We start from the raw sequence: 20,855 nt of genomic DNA, 5'->3' as shown, positions 1-20,855 counted from the left end.
GCCGTCTCACGACGCTGCGCCCAGGGTCGCCGCCAGGGCGGCGTTCGCGACCGCGGAGGGTATCGCCTGCGTCGCCAGGATCCGATCGCCGCCGTCCTCGACCTCGCGGACGAACCGGACGTCCCAGCACTGTTCGACGAGGATCACGGCGGCGACCGAGCCGACGGGGACCCAGGGGAGGAAGTGTCCGACGTCTTCGACGCAGATGAGTCCGGGCGCATACAGGCGGAGACCGGCGAGCGCGAAGTCGTCGCCGTCGATCTCCGTGATGCGGTGTGCGTCGGCATCCCGCCGCACCACGAGGAAGTCCAGCACGCGCAGGGTGCCTGCTTCGACCTGCCGCAGGAGTGGCTCGAGAACCGGTGGTCCCGGGTGCTCGCGGCGGAGCTCGATCACGACGAACGCGACGTCGCCCAGCACCCGGCTTCTCATGACCGCCCTCGATCCTCCATCACTCCGTCCTTGATGGTGACAGCCGCGCGAGAGCCCGAGTACCCCCTCTCACCCGGAGCGGGTGAGAGGGGGTACGCGCCCCACGGTCGCGGTGCCATCCTGTTGCCGGACGAAGGGTGGCGACATGAAGGAGTTCCGATTCGGGCCCGTCGAGTTCTACCTCGTGGGCTTCGACGGCGACCGGCCGGACCCGGCGACGTTCGGGGCGCTGACCGACCTCGTGTCGAGCGGTGTCGTGCGCGTGCTGGACTTCGTGCTGGTGACGAGGACGGCGGACGGGGAGCTCGACATCCTCGAACTGGACGAGGGCGACGGGTCCCCGGCGCTCGGCGGGCTCGAGCCGATCGTCGCCGGACTCGCGAGTGAGGACGACGTCCTCGCTCTGGCGGAGGTCGTGCCACCGGGACGATCCGCGGCCGTGGTGGTCCTGGAACTCCTGTTCGCCCGGACCCTGGCCCAGGATGTCGCCGCCGCGGGAGGCCAGGTGCTGCGCACCGAGCGCATTCCGGCTCCCGTCGTGAACGCGGTGATGGACATCCTCGAACAGGAAGGTGAATGACATGCCCTTGCGGAGATTCGGCCGGCCGGGGCTCATCGGTCTCGCCGCACGGACCGCGGTGGTCGCCGGAACGGCGACCGCGGTGCAGGGAGCCGCCATGCGGCACCAGGAGCGCCGCGCGCAGAGCGAGTACGAGCAGCAGCAGTATGAGGCCGCTCAGCAACAGGCCCAGATGGACGACGCGGCCCGCACCGCGGCTGCGCGGTATGCGCCGCCGGCGTCCCCGCCGGCCGCGCCGCCCGCACCGGCGGACGACCTGATCGCCAAGCTGCAGGAGCTCGGGTCGCTGAAGGCCTCCGGTGTGCTGACGGAGGAGGAGTTCACCGCGGCGAAGCAGAAGCTGCTGGGCTGAGCGCCCGCGACGATCGAGACGAGGCGCCCATGAGCGAGATCGACGATCTGCGGGAACGATTGCGCGCGCTGGAGCAGGAGAACGAGAAGCTGCGTCGCCCTCGACGCCGGGTCTCGGCCCGGAGCATCATCGCCGGGATCGTGCTCGTCGTCGCAGTGCTCCTCGCACCGATCGCGGCGATGGGGACGTGGACGCGGCTGCAGCTCGTCGATGCGGATCGGTTCGTCGCGACGTTCGCTCCACTGGCCCAGGACCCGGACGTCCAGGACTTCGTCGCCGATCAGGTGACGACCGCCATCGATGAGCAGGTCGACCTGGATGCGGTGGTCGGAGAGCTCTTCGATGGGCTGCGCGCCCTCGATCTGCCGCCCCGCGCCACCGCCGCCCTCGGGCTCCTGGAAGCACCGGCCGCGTCCGGGCTGTCGTCGCTGATCGACAGTGTCGTGCGCGAGGTGGTGTCGTCGCCGCAGTTCGCCGACATCTGGGCGGAGTCGCTGCGCTTCACGCATGAGCGTGCCGTCGCGATCCTCCAGGACGACCCGGGCACCGCACTGCAGCTGAGCGACGACGGCGTGCTCTCGGTGGACGTGGGGGCGGTCGTGGAACGCGTCAAGGAGGCTCTCGCCGAGCGTGGGGCCGGCGTGGCCGACCTCATCCCCGTGATCGATCGCACCATCCCGGTGGTGCAGGCGGACGCCCTCGCGTTGGTGCGCACGGTCTACCAGATCGCGGTGGCCGCAGGGTTCTGGTTGCCCTGGGTCGTGCTCGGCCTCGTCGTGCTCGGCGTGCTGCTGGCGGTGGACCGGCCGCGGGCGCTGTTCTGGACGAGCGCGGGCTTCGCCGTCGTCTTCCTGCTCCTCGCCGCGGGGATGGGGATCGGACGCGGGTTCTTCGTCAGCGCCGTCAGTCCGTCCATCATGACGGCTGCGGCGGCCGAATCCCTCTTCGATCAGCTCACGGCGCTCCTCGGGTCCACCATCGTCGCCCTCGCTCTCGTCGGCGTGCTCATCGCGCTCTGGGCCTGGCTGGCCGGATCGAGCCGCAGCGCCTCGACGGTGCGCGGTGCGACCGAGAGCGGCTCCGGGGCGCTGCGCGAGGCGGCGGAGGCTCGGGGGATATCCACGGGACGATTCGGGCGGGCGGTCGACCGCTATCGGGGCGCGATCCTCATCACGGGGATGGCGATCGGTGTGCTCATCCTCGTGGCGACGCGCCCTGTGACCTTCGGTGCCGTCGTGGGCGTGGCGATCGGCGTCCTCGTGCTGACGGTCCTCGTGGAACTGCTGCGCCGCCCGGACTCCGCAGCGGATGAGACGGACGAGCCGGTCGAGGATGACGCCACTGAGATCACCCTTCCCGGGTGAGAACCGTTGTCCACACGGACGCCGGCTCGGAAGACTCGTGCCGAGGAGCGCGGACGCGCCCTGAACGAAGGAGAGACGATGTCGGAATTCAACGCAGACTTCTCGGGCGAGATCACGCTGGACGTCCGCGACTCCCGTCCCGACTGGTCGCCGTACGAGCTGCGGAAGGCGCCGGACGGAGCACCGAACGTCCTCGTCGTGCTCTACGACGACACCGGGCTCGCCTCCTGGTCGCCGTACGGCGGTCGCATCGCGATGCCGACCATGGATCGTCTGGCCGCCGGGGGCCTCACCTACACGCAGTGGCACACCACGGCGCTGTGCTCGCCGACGCGGTCCACCATGCTCACGGGGCGCAACCACCACGTCAATCGCGCCGGCGTGATCATGGAGGGCACCAACGGCTTCCCGGGCTTCGCGGGACGGCTCCCGGCGGAGTGCGCGACGATCGGGCAGGTGCTGCAGGAGAACGGCTACAGCACGTTCTGGCTCGGCAAAGACCACAACGTCCCGGAGGAGGACATCGCGCCGGGAGGCAGCCGCTCGATGTGGCCGCTGCAACTCGGGTTCGACCGGTTCTACGGCTTCCTCGGTGGCGAGACGAACAACTGGTACCCCGATCTCGTCGAGGACAACCACTTCATCGAGCAGCCGTACCGCCCGGAGGACGGGTATCACCTGTCGAAGGATCTCGCCGACCAGGCGCTCGCGATGATCCGGAACCAGCAGGCCTCGAACCCCTCAAAGCCCTGGTACATGTGGTTCTGTCCCGGCGCGAACCACGCTCCGCACCACGCGCCGCAGGAGTACATCGACAAGTACAAGGGGGCGTTCGACGACGGCTACGACGCCTATCGCGAGTGGGTGCTCGCCCGCATGATCGAGAAGGGCGTGCTGCCGGAGGGCACGCAGATGACGCCGTTCAACCCGTTGCCGGACGAGGCGGCGAACCCGGCCGACCACGTGCGCCCGTGGGCGGAGCTGAACGACGACGAACGGAGGCTGTTCGCGCGGATGGCCGAGGTCTTCGCCGGCTTCTCCGAGTACACGGATGCCCAGGTCGGTCGGATCGTGGACTACCTGGAGGAGACGGGGCAGCTGGACAACACGATCATCTTCTACTGCGCCGACAACGGCGCCTCGGGGGAGGGATCACCGGACGGCTCCGTGAACGAGAACAAGTTCTTCAACGGCTACCCCGACGATCTCGCCGAGAACCTCGCGATGATCGACACCCTCGGCTCCGCGGACACCTACAACCACTATCCGACCGGGTGGGCGGCCGCGTTCTCCACGCCGTTCCAGATGTTCAAGCGCTACTCCCAGTACTCCGGCGGCACCTGCGACCCGATGGTCGTGCACTGGCCGAAGGGGATCGCGGCGAAGGGGGAGCTGCGCCACCAGTACCACCACTCGGTGGACGTCGTGGCGACAGTGCTCGACGTCATCGGCATCGAGATGCCGGAGTCCTACCGTGGGGTGCCGCAGAGACCGCTCGACGGCGTCTCGATGAAGTCGTCCTTCGACGCGGCGCCGGACGGTCCGACGCAGAAGACGGTGCAGTACTACTCGATGCTCGGCACGAGGGGCATCTGGAAGGACGGCTGGAAGGCCGCCGCCGTACACGCGCCGCTGAGCGGCAAGGGCCACTTCGACGACGACGTGTGGGAGCTGTATCACGTGGCGGAGGACCGTTCCGAGTCGAACGACCTCGCCGCGACCCACCCGGAGAAGCTGCAGGAGCTCATCACCGCATGGTTCGCCGAGGCGGAGGCGAACTTCGCCCTTCCGCTCGATGACCGCTCCGCCCGCGAGATCCTGACGGTCCCGCGGCCCCAGGCCGAGTCGCCCCGGGATCGCTATGTGTACTTCCCCGGCACCGCGGCGGTACCGGAGAGCGTCGCGGTGAACGTCCGAGGGCGCTCCTACAAGATCATCGCCGACGTCGTGCTCGACGAGGGTGCCGAGGGCGTGCTCTTCGCGCACGGCTCGCGCTTCGGCGGGCACTCCCTGTTCCTCAAGGGCAACAGGCTCGTCTACGTGTACAACTTCCTCGGCATCCCGCCGGAGCAGTCGTTCACCTCGGACGAGCTCACCCCCGGCCCGCATACCCTCGGCGTGGAGTTCGTCCGCGAGGGGGCGGGGGAGCACGGCGAGTCCGTCGGCACGACCACGCTGTACGTCGACGATCGTGCGGTGGCGTCAGGTCCGATGCGGGCGCAGGTCGGGAAGTTCACGCTCTGCGGCGACGGACTCTGCGTCGGGTGGGACAGCGCCGACCCGGTGAGCGCGCAGTACCGCAACCCGTTCCCGTTCACCGGCGGCAAGCTCCTGGGCGTGGCGGTGGACGTGAGTACGGAGCAGTATCTCGATATGGAACTCGAGGCAGCGGCGATGCTGTCGCGCGAGTGATCTACCGGAGCGGGCCGAGGCCTAGCATGAGGGCATGACGGCGATGATCGAGGTCCCCGGCGGCACGCTCCTCATGGGGTCGGACGAGTTCTACCCGGAGGAGGGGCCCGTCCACGAGCGGCGCGTGGAGCCGTTCACGCTGGACGAGCATCCCGTGACCAATCGCCAGTACGCGGCCTTCATCGAGGACACCGGCTACGTCACGATCGCCGAGCGGCCGATGGACCCTGCCGACTACCCAGGCGTGCACCCGGATGACCTCGTCCCCGGGGCCATGGTCTTCACGCCGACACGCGGTCCCGTCGACCTTCGCGACTGGCGTCAGTGGTGGCGGTGGGAGCCCGGGGCGTCCTGGCGGCACCCCTTCGGGCCGACCTCGTCGATCGATGACCGTCTCGATCATCCGGTCGTGCAGGTCGCGTACCCCGATGCCGTCGCCTACGCCGCGTGGGCCGGCAGGCGCCTGCCCACCGAGGCGGAGTGGGAATGGGCGGCGCGCGGTGGCCTCGTCGGTGCCCGCTTCGCCTGGGGGGAGGACACGAAGCTGGACGGCACCCTCATGGCGGATACCTGGCAGGGTGCCTTCCCGTACCGGAACGATGGCGCCGACGGGTGGATCGGCACCGCTCCGGTGGCCTCGTTCCCCGCCAACGGCTACGGCCTGCACGACATGATCGGCAACGTGTGGGAATGGACGGCGGACTACTGGACGCACCGACATGTACCGCCGAGAGCCGTGGGCGTCGAGGCGGGACATCGCGCGAGCCTGCTGTCCTCCGAGCCCGGGTCGCCCATCCCGCGCCGCGTGCTCAAGGGCGGCTCGCACCTCTGCGCTCCGGAGTACTGCCTCCGCTACCGCCCTGCGGCGCGATCGGCGCAGGCAGAGGACACCGCCATGACCCACATCGGCTTCCGCTGCGCCCTCTGACCGCCCGGCACTGCCGGACTCAGGCCGGGTCGGGGAACACGGACGCCCAGTCGTCCTTGACGCTGACCACGGTGTAGCCGCGGTCGTCGGCTGCGCGCAGGGCCTTCTCGGCTCCCGTGTCGTAGGGGGTGTCGTCGCGGCCCGCGTCGTCGTGATGGATCAGCAGCGCGAGTCCGCGGCGAGGGCCGCCGTGCGCGAAGTCGAGCATGGGCATGTCCCCGTTGGAGTTGCCGGCGGCGAGCAGCGGACGCCGACCGATCCGGCTCCAGATCCGCACCGGTTTCTCCGGACCGTCGTCGAAGAACGCCAGGGCGGACGAGTAGCGGACGCTGGCATCCTTCTCGTCGTAGGTGAGCCCGAGCGCCGAGCCGATCACGCGCTCAGGAGGGACGCCGTAGTTCGCCTGGGTCATCGGCCGCATGAAGTCGCGCTCGCCGCCGGAGACGATGTAGCAGGTGAAGCCATGGGCTTCGAGGTAGCGCAGCAGCTCCACCATCGGCGTGTACACGGAATCCGCGTACGGGCGACCGAGGATCGGGTGCTGCGCGGAGCGGTAGAACTCCGTGACCGAACGGGCGTAGTCCTCCACGCTGACACCGTCGGTCAGCCCCAGGAGCGCCTGGATGATGACACCGAGGTCGGAGTCGTCGCCGGCGTAGTGCTTGTCGATCGCGGTGCCGAGCCAGGCGAGGTCACCGGTCACCGCCGCGCGGTACGGCTGGTTCTCGGCGAGGGACGGGTCGCGGGTGGCCGCCTCGCGCCAGCGCTCGACCACGTAGTGCAGCTGGGTGGGCATGGGCTTCTCCGACCACAGTGTGCCGTCGTTGTCGAACACGGCGATCCGTTCTTCGACGGGGACGGCCTCCGGGCCTGTGGTCGCGGCGGCGACGAACGCCTCGATGGCGCGGCGCGTGGTGGTGTCCCGCCAGGATGACAGGGGAGTGGAGTCCATGACCGCGATCCTCCCAGGCGCGGCGTCGGATGCCGAGCGTCCCTCACCCGGAGCGGACGAGTCCCGTTGCCGCCCGGGCGTGCGGGAATACCGGCGGAGGGTATGAGGTTGTGCCGAAGGAGTACCCCAGGGGGGTATTCCGAGGAAAGGAAAGCATGATGAGCACGAGCGAGTACCAGGTCACCGGAATGACGTGCGGCCACTGCGAGATGGCGATCCGCGACGAGGTGTCGCGCATCCCCGGTGTCGAGGGTATCGATGTCAGCGCGCAGAGCGGGAGACTCGTGGTGCGCAGCTCCGCCCCCGTCGACGACACGGCCGTGCTGGCCGCCGTGGACGAGGCGGGCTACCAGGCGGTACGGTCCTGATGGACACCCCATCCGCGACCAGCGTGGAGCTGGAGATCGGCGGCATGACCTGCGCGTCGTGCGCGATGCGGATCGAGAAGAAGCTCAATCGTCTCGACGGCGTCACCGCCACCGTGAACTACGCGACCGAGAAGGCGAGCGTCACGGTGCCGGCGGGCGTCGACACCGCCCTGCTCATCGCCGAGGTCGAGAAGACCGGCTACACCGCCGTCGTCCCTGCGCCTCCCGCGCCGGAGGGTGCGCAGCCCGACGGAGAGCAGCCGGATCCGGAGCTCACCGCGCTGCGGCAGCGGCTGATCGCCGCCGTCGTGCTCACCGTCCCGGTCATCGCGATGGCGATGATCCCGGCGCTCCAGTTCACGTACTGGCAGTGGCTGTCGCTCGCGCTCGCGGGACCTGTGATCGTGTGGGCGGCCTGGCCGTTCCACAAGGCGGCCTGGATCAACCTCCGGCACGGAGCGGCCACGATGGACACGCTCATCTCGATGGGCACGCTCGCCGCGCTGCTGTGGTCGCTGTACGCGCTCTTCTTCGGCACCGCCGGGGTGCCAGGTATGACGCACCCGTTCGAGCTGACCGTGGCGCCCAGCGACGGTGCTGCCAACATCTACCTCGAGGTCGGAGCCGGGGTGACCACGTTCATCCTCGCCGGGCGCTACTTCGAGAAGCGCTCGAAGCGGCAGGCCGGCGCGGCGCTCCGCGCGCTGCTGGAACTCGGCGCGAAGGAGGTCGCCGTGCTCCGCGACGGCGTCGAGACGCGGATCCCGACGAGCGAGCTGCGGGTCGGGGACCAGTTCGTCGTGCGTCCAGGGGAGAAGATCGCCACCGACGGTGTCGTGGTCGGCGGCACGTCCGCGGTCGACGCCTCCATGCTCACCGGTGAGTCGGTGCCCGTGGAGGTCGGCGCGGGCGATGCCGTCACCGGAGCCACCGTGAACGCCGGCGGACGGCTGGTGGTCCGTGCGACCCGGGTCGGCGCCGACACCCAGCTCGCGCAGATGGCGCGGCTGGTGGAGGACGCGCAGACCGGGAAGGCCGAGGTCCAGAGGCTCGCGGACAAGGTCTCCGGGATCTTCGTGCCGATCGTGATCGTCATCGCCCTCGGCACGCTGGTGGCCTGGTTGGCGGCCGGATTCCCTGCGTCCGCCGCGTTCACCGCCGCGGTCGCGGTGCTCATCATCGCCTGCCCCTGCGCGCTGGGTCTGGCCACGCCGACCGCCCTGCTCGTCGGCACCGGTCGCGGCGCCCAGATGGGCATCCTCATCAAGGGCCCCGAGGTGCTGGAGTCGACCAGGAAGGTCGACACGATCGTGCTCGACAAGACGGGGACGGTCACCTCCGGTCGCATGACGCTGACCGCGGTGCACACCGACGACGGGGTGGAGCGCGAGGAGCTGCTGCGGCTGGCCGGCGCCCTCGAAGACGCCTCCGAGCACCCGATCGCTCAGGCTGTGGCGGCCGCGGCCACCCGCGAACTCGGCGCCCTGCCGGCCGTCGAGGAGTTCGGGAACATCGAGGGCAAGGGTGTCCAGGGCATCGTGGACGGTCACGCCGTCGTCGTGGGACGCACCTCGCTGCTCGCCGACTGGTCGCAGCACCTGTCCGCAGGGCTGAGAGCGGCCACGACCGAGGCGGAGGCTCAGGGCACGACCGCGATCGCGGTGGGCTGGGATGGCCGGGCCCGCGGAGTGCTCGTCGTCGCCGATACGGTCAAGGCCACGAGTGCGGAGGCGGTGGCGCAGCTCCGCGCACTGGGGCTGACCCCCGTCCTGCTCACCGGTGACAACCGCGTGGTGGCGGAGCAGATCGCACGCGAGGTCGGGATCACCGAGGTGATCGCCGAGGTGCTGCCCCAGGGCAAGGTCGACGTCGTGCGCCGGCTTCAGGACGAGGGCAAGGTCGTCGCGATGGTCGGGGACGGCGTGAACGACGCGGCGGCCCTCGCGCAGGCGGACCTCGGGATGGCGATGGGGACCGGAACCGACGCGGCGATCGAGGCGAGCGACATCACCCTCGTCCGCGGCGACCTCCGCAGTGCCGCCGACGCGATCCGCCTGTCCCGCCGCACGCTCGGCACGATCAAGGGCAACCTGTTCTGGGCCTTCGCCTACAACGTCGCGGCGATCCCGCTCGCGGCGCTCGGCCTGCTCAACCCCATGCTCGCCGGTGCGGCGATGGCGTTCTCTAGCGTCTTCGTCGTCGGCAACAGCCTCCGCCTGCGGTCCTTCCGCAGCAGGGCGGTGGACACCCCGTGAACGAACGACAGAGGAGCACCGACATGTCCGATTCCCCCGCAGGATCCTGCTGCAGCGTCCCGCGCCAGAGCGGCGTCTCCGCCGACGGGCGCACCGACCTGCTCGCCGTGCCGGCCGAGGGCATGGCCGAATGCCCGGTGATGGCCGGAACACCCGTGGTGATCGCGACCGCCGAGGCCGCGGGCCTGTACCGCGACCACGAGGGCACGCGCTACTACTTCTGCTGCGCGGGCTGCGGGCCGGCGTTCGACGCCGATCCCGCGAAGTACACCAGGGCGGCCTGAGCCCCCATCCGTGCGGGGCCGCGACAGAATCGGCCCCGCACGGCATCATCGACGTTGGAGGGAAGACATGAGCACCTCGCACCACGACCATTCCGCGCACGGCCACCCCGCGGCAGCCGGGACCGGGACGCAGACGAGCCACTCCGGACACGCGGACCACACCGCGCACGGAGACCACACGGACCACGCAGGACACACCGGGCACACCGGGCACACCGGGCACACCGGACACGAGGGACACGGAGGTCACGGGGGCCATGGCGGTCATGGCGACCACGTCGCCCAGTTCCGGCGGCTGTTCTGGATCATGCTCGTCCTCGCGGTCCCCACCGTGCTGCTCTCGGGCATGTTCGCGATGATCCTCGGCTACCCGCTCCCCGACATCCCGGGCCTGGCATGGGTGTCGCCGGTCCTCGGCACCGTCATGTACGTGTGGGGAGGGAAGCCGTTCCTCACCGGCGCCGTCAGCGAGATCCGTGCGCGCAAGCCCGGGATGATGCTGCTCATCGGTCTCGCGATCACCGTGGCGTTCGTCGCCTCGTGGGGAGCGAGCCTCGGCCTTCTGCACCACGAGCTCGACTTCTGGTGGGAGCTCGCCCTGCTGATCGTCATCATGCTGCTGGGGCACTGGATCGAGATGCGGTCGCTCGCGCAGACCACCTCCGCCCTCGACTCGCTGGCCGCCCTCCTGCCGGACGAGGCGGAGCGCGTCGAGGGCGATCAGGTCGTGCGCGTCTCTCCTTCGGACCTCCGCGTGGGAGACGTCGTGGTGGTGCGCCCCGGCGGCAGCATCCCCGCGGACGGTCGCATCGTCGACGGCCGCGCCTCGATGGACGAGTCCATGGTGACGGGGGAGTCCCGCACGGTCACCCGCGCGACCGGCGACCCCGTGACCGCGGGCACCGTCGCCACCGACTCCGGGCTGCGCGTGGAGATCACCGCGACCGGCGACGACACGACGCTCGCGGGGATCCAGCGGCTCGTCACGGAAGCGCAGAACTCCTCGTCTCGCGCGCAGCGCCTCGCCGACACGGCCGCGGGCTGGCTGTTCTGGTTCGCGTTGGGTGCCGCCGTGATCACCGCCGTCGTGTGGAGCGCCGTCGGCCTGCAGGATGACGCCGTGATCCGCACGATCACCGTCCTCGTGATCGCCTGCCCGCACGCACTGGGACTGGCCATCCCGCTCGTCGTGTCGATCGCGACCGAGCGTGCGGCGCGCGGCGGCGTCCTCGTGAAGGACCGGCTCGCCCTGGAGAGCATGCGCACCGTCGACACCGTGCTGTTCGACAAGACCGGCACCCTGACCAAGGGCGAGCCCGTCGTGTCCGAGGTGTCGGTGGCCGGCGCGGAGACCGCGGACGAGGTGCTGGCGCTCGCCGCGGCCGCCGAGGCCGACAGCGAGCATCCGCTGGCGAAGGCCATCGTGCGCGCTGCGCGCGACAAGGAGCTCCCGGTGCCGGCCAGCCGCGACTTCTCGTCTTCTCCTGCGGTCGGTGTGACCGCGACGGTGGACGGAGCCGTGATCCGGGTCGGCGGCCCGCATCTGCTCACGGAGGAGGACGCCCAGGAGCTCCCCGTCGCGGAGGGCTGGCGTGCAGACGGTGCGATCATCCTGCACGTGCTGCGGGACGGCCAGGTCGTCGGGGCGCTCAAGCTCGCGGACGAGGTGCGTCCGGAGTCGCGGGACGCGGTCGATGCGTTGCATGCGCTCGGCGTCAAGGTCGTGATGATCACCGGTGACGCGGAGGCCGTCGCGCACACCGTCGCGGCGGACCTCGGCATCGACCGCGTGTTCGCCGGCGTCCGGCCGGAGGACAAGGCGGCGAAGGTGCAGGAGTTGCAGCGCGAGGGCCGCAAGGTCGCGATGGTGGGAGACGGCGTGAACGATGCGCCCGCCCTCGCCCAGGCCGACGTGGGTCTCGCGATCGGCGCAGGGACCGACGTGGCGATCGCTTCCGCGGGGGTCATCCTCGCGGGCGACGACCCCCGCGCCGTGCTGTCGGTCATCGAGCTGTCCCGTGCCTCCTACCGGAAGATGAAGCAGAACCTCTGGTGGGCGGCGGGGTACAACCTGCTCTCCGTGCCGCTCGCCGCGGGGGTGCTCGCGCCGATCGGCTTCGTGCTGCCGATGTCCGTGGGTGCGGTGCTGATGTCGCTGTCGACGATCGTGGTGGCCCTCAACGCGCAGCTGCTGCGGCGGCTCGACCTCCGTCCTGAGGTCGTCACCGCAGAGATCCGGCGGCGCTGAGCCTCACACGCCGCCGTCTCGGTCCCGGCTCAGTGCCGGCGGCCGAGGCGGCGGAGAGCGCGGACGCCCAGGACCGCCGTCAGCACCCAGGGCCCGACGACGATGATCGGGTCGAGCCACGTGTGCCGGAGATCGATGCGGCCTCGTCCGAACCGTGATGCGAGCGGACGGTGACGGGGCTCCGCGAGGACGCCGGTCTGGGTGATCGGATCGTCCGGTCGCCGGGTCACCAGGGAGCGGGCGTGCGCTGTCACGGCGTCCACACGGTCTCCCAGGACGAGCAGCAGCCAGCGGGTGTTCTTCGTCTCGCTGAACCGGTCGTAGGCCACGCGCCGGATGGCTCCGGACACGCCGTGCAGCGGCTGCGCGGTGCCCCAGACCGGGGGCAGCATGCCGTGTTCGATCGAGCGCTCGCGGCCGCGGTCGGGGCCCTGACGCTCCGGGAGGTCCCAATGGGCGCCGGTGTCGCCGACATCGTCCACCTGCTGCCAGGTGCGGCGGTGCTCCGGGGCGAGGTCGGCGCCCCAGCCCGGGATCCGTGCGCGCAGCTCGTCGGGGGTCGGCGCGGGGACGGGTCGAGATCCTTCGTACGGCATGGTCATTCCTCTCCGACGACGATGAGCGGCTTGATGCAGTCGTCGAGCTTGGACGAGAACACGTGGTAGGCCTCGGCGATGTGCTCCAGGGGGAAGCGATGGGTGAGCAGCTCGGACGGGCGGATGTGCCCCGCCTGGATGTGTTCGAGCAGTCGCGGCCACTGCCTCTTCACGGGTGCCTGGTTGCCGCGCACCGTGAGGCCTTTGTTGATGATGTCCCCGAGACGGACGGAGGTGACCAGCGGCCCGTAAGCCCCGAGGATCGAGACCGTCCCTCCCTTGCGCGCGCTGTCGATGGCCCAGTTCACGGCGACGGGGGAGCCGCCCTGCAGCTTCAGTTTCGCGCCGGTCACGTGCTGGACGACGCTGCCGTCCGCCTCCGCGCCGACCGCGTCGATCACCACGTCGGCGCCGAGGTAGCCGGTCGCCTTCTTCAGGGCGAGGACGATGTCACCGACCTCATGGAGGTGCATCGTCTCGGCGAAGGCGAACTGCCTGGCCTTCTCGAGCCGGTAGTCCAGGTGGTCGACGACGATGACGCGTCCCGCGCCGAGGAACCAGGCCGAGCGCGCGGCGGCGAGGCCGACGGGACCGGCGCCGAACACGACCACCGTGTCCCCTTCGGCGATGTCACCCTGCTGAGCACCGAAGTAGCCCGTGGAGAACGCGTCTGTGAGCAGCAGCGCATCCTCCGAGGCGAGCCATTCCGGGATCACCGACGGGCCGACATCGGCGAACGGCACACGGACGCGCTCGGCCTGCCCGCCGTCGTACCCGCCAGTCGTGTGCGAGTAGCCGTAGATCCCGCCGACGGCGGTCGCGTTCGGGTTCACGTTGTGGCAGTTCGAGAAGAGGCCTCGGCGGCAGAAGTAGCAGGAGCCGCAGTAGATGTTGAAGGGCACCATCACCCGGTCGCCAGGGCGCAGCGTCTCCACCGAGGAGCCCACCTCCTCCACCACCCCGACGATCTCGTGACCGAAGGTGTGCCCGATGCGGGTGTCGGGCATCATGCCGTGGAAGAGGTGGAGATCCGATCCGCAGACGGCAGCCCTCGTGACCCGCACGATGGCGTCGTTCGGATGCTGGATCGTCGGATCGGGCTTCTCCTCGACCCGGATCTTGTACGGTCCGCGGTAGGTCATCGCCTTCATCGGGTGCTCCTTCGCTGCGTCGGGGTGACCGACGCTAAGCACCGCCTCGAGGATCACTCAGGGCGTTGACGAACGGCGCAGGAGAGCGTAGAGCGGGTGCTCACCTCTCGGGGAGGGCCCCGGTCTCCGCACGCGCACGACGGCTGCGGGCCGCGAGCACCAGGCCACCGAGGACCGCGGCGAGGAGCGAGCCGACGAGGACGCCGATCTTCACGTGATCGTCCGCGACGCTGCTGCTGCCGTACGCGAGTTCGCCCACCAGCAGCGAGACCGTGAACCCGATGCCCGCGAGCAGGGACATGCCCGCGAGATCCGGCCAGCGCAGCGACTCATCGAGGCGCAGGGTCGGCACGCGACTCAACAGGAAGGTCGTGAGCAGGATGCCGATGGGCTTCCCGAGCACGAGCCCCACGATGATCCCGATCGTGATCGGATCGGTCAGCGCCGAGACGAGGCCGTCCATGCCGCCGATCTCGACCCCGGCCGCGAAGAACGCGAACACCGGCACGGCGACGAGGGTCGCCACGATGCCCCAGCGGTCGGCGAAATGCGCGGCGAGCCCGTCGTACACCGGGGCACCGTCGCCGTCCGTTCCGGTGCGCACCCGCGCGCGGTCCGTCGGGCGCACCGGCACCATGAAGCCGAGCAGGACGCCGGCGACCGTCGCGTGCACCCCCGAGGCGTGCACGAATGCCCACACGGCGAGAGCGAGGGGGAGCAGGATCCACCAGGATCGGATGCCGTTCTGCACGGCGAGCGCGAAGCCTGCGAGGGGGAGGAGCGCGAGGATCAGCCAGGGGAAGCTGATGGTCTCGGTGTAGAAGGTGGCGATGATCGTGATGGCGATCAGGTCGTCGATGATCGCGAGGGTCAGCAGGAACACCCGCAGGGCCGGCGGGAGGAAGCGGCCGACCACGGCGAGCACGGCGATCGCGAACGCGATGTCCGTGGCCGTGGGGATCGCCCACCCGCGCAGCACGTCGGCGCCCGAGGCCGCGTTGATCGCGACGAACAGCAGGGCCGGGACGACCACGCCGCCGACCGCGGCGGCGATCGGAAGCGCGGCACGGCGCGGATCGCGCAGGCGCCCGGCGACGAACTCCTCCTTCAGTTCCAGACCGACGACGAAGAAGAACACCGCGAGGAGGCCGTCGGCGGCCCAGGCACCGACACTGAGCTCGAGGTGCCACTCCGAGACCCCGAAGCGGAAGTCCCTGATCGCCTCGTACCACGGGGCGGCGGGGGAGTTGGCGAGGATCAGGGCGGCGAGCGTGGCGGTCAGCAGCAGACCGCCGCCGAGCACGTCGCTGCGGGCGGTGGAGCGGATGCCGCGCCAGAGCTCATGCGGCGCGAGACGGAAACGGGCAGGGGACGACGAAGAAGACACAGGGATACCTCACGGCAGATGGATGGGTGACGCGATGTCGCCGCACCCGTCCGGGTGCGGCCTATCCCTGTGGCGGCGGGCAGCCCGCGATCTCGCCGTGCGAGAGGGTGCCCCAGACGCTCGTCCACCCGTTCGTGCCGGGGTGCAGGACCACGCGCATCCACTCCGTCATCGGCGTCGCGGACGACAGACGGCGCGGAGCGCGCGTCGAACCGGCGATGAGGAGGGAGGGCACGGATCCAGGCTATCGGTCCGTGCGTCGGGGCTGCTGACGGGACCCTGGGCGCACGAGAAGAGGGACCGTCCGTGCGGACGATCCCTCTTGCTGTATGTGGGTTGTACGCAGAACTGATTCTGCAGTGTGATTCCGGGGGTAGGGTCACGCCTTGGCGAGGATGATCCTCTAACCTGTCCGCGATAATCCTCCGATTGCTGCGCTCAGCGATCTTCGGGAAGAAGTTCGTGCAATCTCGAGCAGGCGCGATTGGGGCTGATGCCGCCGGAGCATCTGGGCGATGTAGCGTGAAGGTATGACCGACGCGACGGGTGCAGGCCGACGTTGGCGGCGTGTCCCAACCGAAACAGTGCTCGAGATGGGCAAGATCACCCTTCTAGCCGGCGCCGTCGAGGGCATGATCTACAGCGTGGCGGACTGGCTGGGACCTGAGATCCACGGGCTCGTCTCACCACGACGGCAGGGAGCCGACTCTGTGAGGAGGAAGCTCGCATCCTCCGGAGCGTCCCGCGCTTTCGCAACTGCCGTGGATATCGACGTGACCCGTTGGCATGACTGGCTTGAAAGCGCAGGTACCGCGCTGTCCGAGCGAAACCGCATGATCCATGCCCGCCTGGTCTACGTCTCGGGTGAAGATGGACGCGTTCAGTTCGCCCGCGCCTCACGGGACGGCCGAAAGACCCGTAGGCCCCTTCACGAGATTGTTGCTGTGCGAGAACAGCTCGAAAGCGTGGCCGATGAGGGTGACGCGCTAAACCTTATCGGACTCGTTCATCACGCACGCTGGAGCCGCCTCGCCGAGCTGGACGTGGTGGAGCAGGAGGGGACGTGACGGTGGTCGCCCGCAGGACCACTTCCTACCCGGCCTAACTCGCGTCGCAGTCGGCTGAAGGACTGCCCGAGAGAACGCTACGACCAACGTCACCTCGAGCGACTCCCCACATCGAGCGGCTCCGGCTCGGTGCCCTGAGCTGCTGGTGTTGCGCATATATGTAGCCGCGAGCGGACTCGGATCGCAGAGGTGGTTAGTGGCACCAGGTAGCGCCGGTCTAGGTGGTGAGTCGGCTCGGGAGATGCTCGCCGATGTAACCAATGTAGATCCGCCCGTCGACTTGCACGGCGTCGTAGACATGCATACGCATCGCTTTGCCGTTGTCCTGGCTCAATCGGAAGTGCGCACCCATGAAGATGTTTCCGGACGCGGCCACCGACAGCGGCACGGGCAGGGTGCGTGGACCCGAGAACTTCGAGTTCGACTTGACGTCGTTGCTCTCGTCGCTCGCGAACGATGAAGGCGTGATCCGGGCGGACTTCTCCTCCGCATACCTGTGAAGCCCGCGCACACCGCCTTCCCACTGGCGCGCATACAGCTCGAGCTCACACGCGAAAGTCCACGCATCGGCCAGAATCACAGATCGCAGCTTGGCGCTTGCGATTCTGTCCGCAGCCTTGCGGTTGCCGGTGAACTGAACCGCCGGTAGCAGCTCTAGGTATGCGAAGAGCTCGTCGACCGTGGTGGGCGCATCCTTGTTGATCGGATCGTCAGCGTCGAGCCCCGGCACGTCCCAGGCGACGGCATCGGTACCGTATGCGACTCTCGCCAGTTCCGCGGCGACGTGGTCGGCCCGCCGGCGTTGTTGATCCGCGAGGTGCCGTTGAGCCTGCAGATCGGCTTGCGCCTCCTCGTACGCATCGTCCGCGAGGGCGAGGAGCGCGGAAAGTTCCTCCACCTCGGCCTCGAGCTCCGCGCCGCGAGTGAGTATGTCGTTCACTTCGCGGCGCGCTGCGTCGCTGATGGGCGAACTCGCAACAGTCTGATCCATTGCGGCCCAGAGAACAGACTGAAGCCGTTCGCTGAGGTCGGCGTCGTGCGAACTCTCCAGTCCGAAGAGTGTCTCTGCGTCAGCAAGAAGGCCAGCCACAGCGTTGACGACCGAGTCTGGCGCGCTATCGCCGGCAGACTGGGCTCCGCTTTCCGGGTCGAGGGGCGCTGAGAGGGCCTGTTGGGTGTGTTCTGCTGATGGGGCGGGGCTCGCCGGGTGATCGTTCGGGATCGCCGAAGTCTCGAGACCTCGAGTGCTGCGCAGCCGAGCTATTGCTTCTCGGCGACGCTCCTGGATGGTGTCCGAAAAAAGATCGGAGAGGGCGCTTGTGTGCGCGCGAGTGAACTCGGCATTGACGAGCTGGAGAGCTGCGGGTAGTGGCTGGTGGAGCGCCCATCGCATCGCCTGCTGATGGAGGCGCATCCAGAATGACTTCTCGGTCGTGTCTGCGACTTCTGCTGCTGAGAACCACCAGTGCCGTCGTGCGTCGAGAGTGTCCTCGGTGTCGAGGTTCGGCTGGAACACATGGACGCTGCCGGGGAAGACCCGGTAGCCGGGCTGAACCAGGGCGTTGAATTCATCGACGGCGTCATCAGCGAGCCGCCAGAACGTAGCGACTCCATGAAGTGCGCTGAATCGTCGTTCGAACGCTCGGTCGTGCGCTTCATTCCAGGCGCGCGACCCCGTTACAAACGCGGTGACGTTGCGTTCTGGATTGTTGAGGACGTCGTCGAGGAAGTCGCCGACGCCCTCTTTGCGAACCACACGCAGACCCTCGCTGAAGTTCGCTATCGAATCTGCTGTTCGGCTCTCGAGCTCAGTCGTGAGGATGGACGTTAGCTTCGGGGCGGTGAACGCGGAGTCCTCTCGGCTAGCGTCGATGTCGTACTGTAGCCAACCGACCTGACGTTCCGGGTGGACGGCAATCGTCACTCGCGTGTCGTAGATGAACGGTGCGTCACCGACGCGAAAGCGCCAGCGTTCAGCAGCGAACCCGTCCACGGCGGCGAACTCGCGGGATGCCTGGAAGCCTCCGCCAATGGGGGTTAAGTCATTGCTCAGCGAACTCGTAATGGAAGGTGATCCGCGGCGAGTCGAGAGCCATCGCTCGAGGGCTGTGGCGGTTCTCTGGAAGTACACGTGCGGGTCATCGCCAGTGATAGGTACCCGTTGGATCACTCGGTGCTTCAGAGCCACTGCTTCTCCCCATGCTTCTCGCGGACAGCGAGTCGTTCGTCTGTGTCCCGAACGATCAGTTCCTGATCATAGTGATGTGAAGTCATCCTTCAACGGCGCGATTCGCTTGAGGTAGTGCGTCGGTGGTGGTGGTTACGGCTCCTCCGATTGGCCGAACACGAGTTCATCTGCTGCCCGAGGTATCTCGCTTTCTCGTAGGTCAATACGCGGCCGCGAAAGCCTAGATCGACGCTGTGTGGCAGGAAGCCCGGAATACCTGAAAGCCGGTCAGCAGTATGGCGGGCTATCGACAAGGGTTGCCGAGTAGCGCATCGCCACCCCCGCAGCGACGCGGTGCGTACGCGCAGCAAGTCGAAGGCTAGCCATCGACCTACGTTGTGCTCCCTATGATGGGAGCCACAGTTTGATAGAGGGGGACCTGTGTCTGAGAAGTTCTTGGCGTACGAAGCCGTAGGGATCGCGAAGTTGCTTCGAACGAGAGCGCTCGCCGTTCCGTTTTACCAGAGGTCCTACTCCTGGCGCACAGCCACGGAGGGTGGTGCTGGAGACCACGGGAGTGAGAAGCTTCAAGTCGTCGAATACTGGTCAGACCTGCAGGCTAGCTTCACAAATCGGGACTCCTACTTTCTCGGCACGACGGTGCTTGCGCGAGACGGCGAGGAGGGGCGCCAGCTGGTCATCGACGGGCAGCAGCGGCTGGCGACGACATCGCTTCTTCTCGGCGCCATCCGCGATGAGTTCTACGACCGAGACGAGAAAGACTTCGGAGACTCCACACAACAGGACTTCCTTGGGAAGTTCGACCGGCGTGCAAGGGCTGACCGCCCTAAACTGATTCTCAACTCCGACGACCGTGATTACTACGAGCGCCGGATTGTGCAGCGCGACGAGACAATGGCCCCAACAAACTCGAGTCAGAGCCTGATTCAGGAGGCTTTTTCTTATCTTCGGGAACGTGTCAGAGCCTTTGCTGAACAGGCCGGAACCGGTTGGCGGGACCGCCTAAACGACCTCATCGGATGGCTGGAAGACGACGTTCAGGTCGTCGCTATTGAGGTAGCCTCCGAGGCAGATGCATTCCTTATCTTCGAGACCCTGAATGACCGCGGCGCTGACCTTACAATTGCTGACCTACTCAAAAATTTCCTCTTCAGCCAGTCTGGACCCCGGCTGGACGAGGTTCGTGACAGCTGGATATCGACGCTCGCTAACCTGAATATCGAAAAGGTTGGTAATCAGAGGTTCACGGACTTCGCCAGACATCTGCTGAGCTCGCGTGTTGGTCCGACTCGTGAACGCGATGTCTATCAGCGGATCAAGAGCGAAGTAGGCACCACCGCCGACGCAGTGAGCTTCGCGCAGGAGCTGAAGGATAGTTCGCGGCTTTACTACGCCATACTTTCGTCCGACAGTGAATATTGGGGCGACTACGCCGCATCTGTGTCCGACGCGGCGGAGGTGCTTGTTGAGCTGAATCTCGAGCAGTACCGTCCACTGATGCTGGCGGTATTGGCGAAGTTCGACAAATCTGAGATTGAGCGCTTCGTTCCGTCTCTCGTCTCCTGGGTAGTGCGGGGCCTCGCCGTCGGGTCCCTGGGAGCCGGAGTGGCCGAGTCCGCATTCAGTGAAGCGGCGCGAGAGATCAGGAACGGCAAGATCACTCAGACAGGAGGGATCCTGAACACCCGAGTCGGGAATCTCGTTCCAATTGACTCCGAGTTTCAGGCAGCCTTCGCGAGCTGGAGGGTTATGAGAGGTTCGCTTGCGCGGTACATCCTGCGTGCGCTCGAGTTGAAAGAGCGTGGAGAGTCCGAGCCTGAACTGGTTGTAAACGACGATGTCGATGCGGTGAACCTCGAGCATATTTTGCCGAAGAACGCCCGGCTCGAAGATTGGCCATCCTTCAATGAAGATGAGCAACGATCCTACGTGCACCGAATTGGGAATATGGCCCTTCTGCGGAAGGGGCCGAATGGCCGGATCGGAAACAAGGCCTGGGGCGTCAAGAAACCGGTCCTGTCAAGTTCAAGCCTTCTAATAACGAGCGCAGCGGGAGCAGAGAGTGATTGGACTATGGCGGTAATAAATCAACGACAGGCCAAACTCGCTGAACTCGCAGTTCAGACCTGGCCGCGAACGCCGCGTTCCTGAGGCGGATTGTAAACGTGCCTCACTTACGCAGCCTTTTGATAAAGCCTGCGCTGACATGGACGTCGATCAAGCTTGCGCAAAAGTACTGGTCGGTCGGTGACGGCACCGAACATCGCCCGCGCCGAGCAAACGCTCTTGAC

At 67.9% G+C, this 20,855-nt stretch carries 18 protein-coding genes; 11 read left to right on the top strand and 7 right to left on the bottom strand.

Going from position 1 to position 20,855, the window contains the following annotated elements; all coding sequences use genetic code 11:
• Positions 1–6 precede the first annotated feature (6 nt).
• A complete protein-coding gene (locus AB0N68_RS13180; RefSeq protein WP_187663785.1) occupies positions 7–432 on the bottom strand; it encodes a DUF6325 family protein in 426 nt (141 codons plus the stop codon).
• A gap of 145 nt (positions 433–577) precedes the next feature.
• Between AB0N68_RS13180 and AB0N68_RS13175 the strand changes: the two genes are divergently transcribed.
• From AB0N68_RS13175 to AB0N68_RS13155, 5 genes are all read left to right on the top strand, one after another.
• Positions 578–1,012: a DUF6325 family protein gene (locus AB0N68_RS13175; protein ID WP_259955235.1), complete on the top strand. Its 435-nt coding sequence runs from the start codon at positions 578–580 to the stop codon at positions 1,010–1,012.
• A gap of 1 nt (position 1,013) precedes the next feature.
• Positions 1,014–1,364 carry an SHOCT domain-containing protein gene (locus AB0N68_RS13170; RefSeq protein ID WP_259955234.1) on the top strand — a complete coding sequence of 117 codons (351 nt, stop codon included), beginning with the start codon at positions 1,014–1,016 and terminating at the stop codon, positions 1,362–1,364.
• 29 nt (positions 1,365–1,393) lie between these two features.
• Positions 1,394–2,728: a hypothetical protein gene (locus AB0N68_RS13165; protein WP_313366688.1), complete on the top strand. Its 1,335-nt coding sequence runs from the start codon at positions 1,394–1,396 to the stop codon at positions 2,726–2,728.
• Between the two features lie 78 nt (positions 2,729–2,806).
• The gene (locus tag AB0N68_RS13160; RefSeq protein WP_313366689.1) at positions 2,807–5,140 is read left to right on the top strand and encodes an arylsulfatase; all 2,334 of its coding nucleotides are present in this window, start codon (positions 2,807–2,809) and stop codon (positions 5,138–5,140) included.
• Positions 5,141–5,174: 34 nt separating this feature from the next.
• Complete coding sequence (locus AB0N68_RS13155; RefSeq protein ID WP_313366690.1) at positions 5,175–6,068, top strand: formylglycine-generating enzyme family protein; 894 nt, start codon at positions 5,175–5,177, stop codon at positions 6,066–6,068.
• Between the two features lie 19 nt (positions 6,069–6,087).
• Here the strand turns inward: AB0N68_RS13155 and AB0N68_RS13150 are convergent, their stop codons facing one another.
• Positions 6,088–7,020 (bottom strand): HAD family hydrolase, encoded by a 933-nt coding sequence (locus AB0N68_RS13150; protein WP_313366691.1) that lies wholly within the window; start codon positions 7,018–7,020, stop codon positions 6,088–6,090.
• Between the two features lie 158 nt (positions 7,021–7,178).
• On the opposite strand from AB0N68_RS13150, the gene AB0N68_RS13145 reads away from it, so the two are divergent.
• The 4 genes from AB0N68_RS13145 (at position 7,179) to AB0N68_RS13130 (ending at position 12,175) form a co-directional block, all read left to right on the top strand.
• The gene (locus AB0N68_RS13145; RefSeq protein WP_025103117.1) at positions 7,179–7,388 is read left to right on the top strand and encodes a heavy-metal-associated domain-containing protein; all 210 of its coding nucleotides are present in this window, start codon (positions 7,179–7,181) and stop codon (positions 7,386–7,388) included.
• Positions 7,388–9,643: a heavy metal translocating P-type ATPase gene (locus AB0N68_RS13140; RefSeq protein WP_187663792.1), complete on the top strand. Its 2,256-nt coding sequence runs from the start codon at positions 7,388–7,390 to the stop codon at positions 9,641–9,643. Before AB0N68_RS13145 ends, AB0N68_RS13140 begins: the two co-directional genes overlap by 1 nt.
• A gap of 23 nt (positions 9,644–9,666) precedes the next feature.
• Positions 9,667–9,927: a YHS domain-containing protein gene (locus tag AB0N68_RS13135; protein WP_187663793.1), complete on the top strand. Its 261-nt coding sequence runs from the start codon at positions 9,667–9,669 to the stop codon at positions 9,925–9,927.
• A 67-nt stretch (positions 9,928–9,994) separates the two neighbouring features.
• The gene (locus AB0N68_RS13130) at positions 9,995–12,175 is read left to right on the top strand and encodes a heavy metal translocating P-type ATPase (RefSeq protein WP_363332885.1); all 2,181 of its coding nucleotides are present in this window, start codon (positions 9,995–9,997) and stop codon (positions 12,173–12,175) included.
• 29 nt (positions 12,176–12,204) lie between these two features.
• Here AB0N68_RS13130 and AB0N68_RS13125 read toward each other — a convergent pair whose 3' ends face one another.
• The 4 genes from AB0N68_RS13125 to AB0N68_RS13110 all read right to left on the bottom strand — a co-directional run bounded on the left by AB0N68_RS13125 (position 12,205) and on the right by AB0N68_RS13110 (position 15,544).
• Complete coding sequence (locus AB0N68_RS13125) at positions 12,205–12,771, bottom strand: hypothetical protein (RefSeq protein ID WP_268776495.1); 567 nt, start codon at positions 12,769–12,771, stop codon at positions 12,205–12,207.
• A 2-nt stretch (positions 12,772–12,773) separates the two neighbouring features.
• The gene (locus AB0N68_RS13120; protein ID WP_313366693.1) at positions 12,774–13,922 is read right to left on the bottom strand and encodes a zinc-dependent alcohol dehydrogenase; all 1,149 of its coding nucleotides are present in this window, start codon (positions 13,920–13,922) and stop codon (positions 12,774–12,776) included.
• Positions 13,923–14,022: 100 nt separating this feature from the next.
• On the bottom strand, positions 14,023–15,309 hold the full coding sequence (nhaA, locus tag AB0N68_RS13115) for a Na+/H+ antiporter NhaA (protein ID WP_313366694.1): 1,287 nt from the start codon (positions 15,307–15,309) through the stop codon (positions 14,023–14,025).
• 61 nt (positions 15,310–15,370) lie between these two features.
• Complete coding sequence (locus AB0N68_RS13110; protein ID WP_164498170.1) at positions 15,371–15,544, bottom strand: hypothetical protein; 174 nt, start codon at positions 15,542–15,544, stop codon at positions 15,371–15,373.
• Positions 15,545–15,839: 295 nt separating this feature from the next.
• Between AB0N68_RS13110 and AB0N68_RS13105 the strand changes: the two genes are divergently transcribed.
• Positions 15,840–16,376, top strand: coding sequence for a hypothetical protein (locus AB0N68_RS13105; protein ID WP_313366695.1), 537 nt, complete (start codon positions 15,840–15,842; stop codon positions 16,374–16,376).
• A 217-nt stretch (positions 16,377–16,593) separates the two neighbouring features.
• On the opposite strand, the gene AB0N68_RS13100 is transcribed toward AB0N68_RS13105, so the two are convergent.
• Positions 16,594–18,564, bottom strand: a complete 1,971-nt coding sequence (locus AB0N68_RS13100) for a hypothetical protein (protein ID WP_363332881.1) — start codon at positions 18,562–18,564, stop codon at positions 16,594–16,596.
• A 420-nt stretch (positions 18,565–18,984) separates the two neighbouring features.
• Between AB0N68_RS13100 and AB0N68_RS13095 the strand changes: the two genes are divergently transcribed.
• A complete protein-coding gene (locus AB0N68_RS13095) occupies positions 18,985–20,715 on the top strand; it encodes a DUF262 domain-containing protein (RefSeq protein WP_313366697.1) in 1,731 nt (576 codons plus the stop codon).
• Positions 20,716–20,855 lie beyond the last annotated feature (140 nt).

This window comes from Microbacterium meiriae, from assembly GCF_040685015.1.
Taxonomy (GTDB): Bacteria; Actinomycetota; Actinomycetes; order Actinomycetales; family Microbacteriaceae; genus Microbacterium; species Microbacterium meiriae.
The sequence above is the reverse complement of the archived record's forward strand: the minus strand, read 5'-3'. Positions and strand labels throughout refer to the sequence as shown.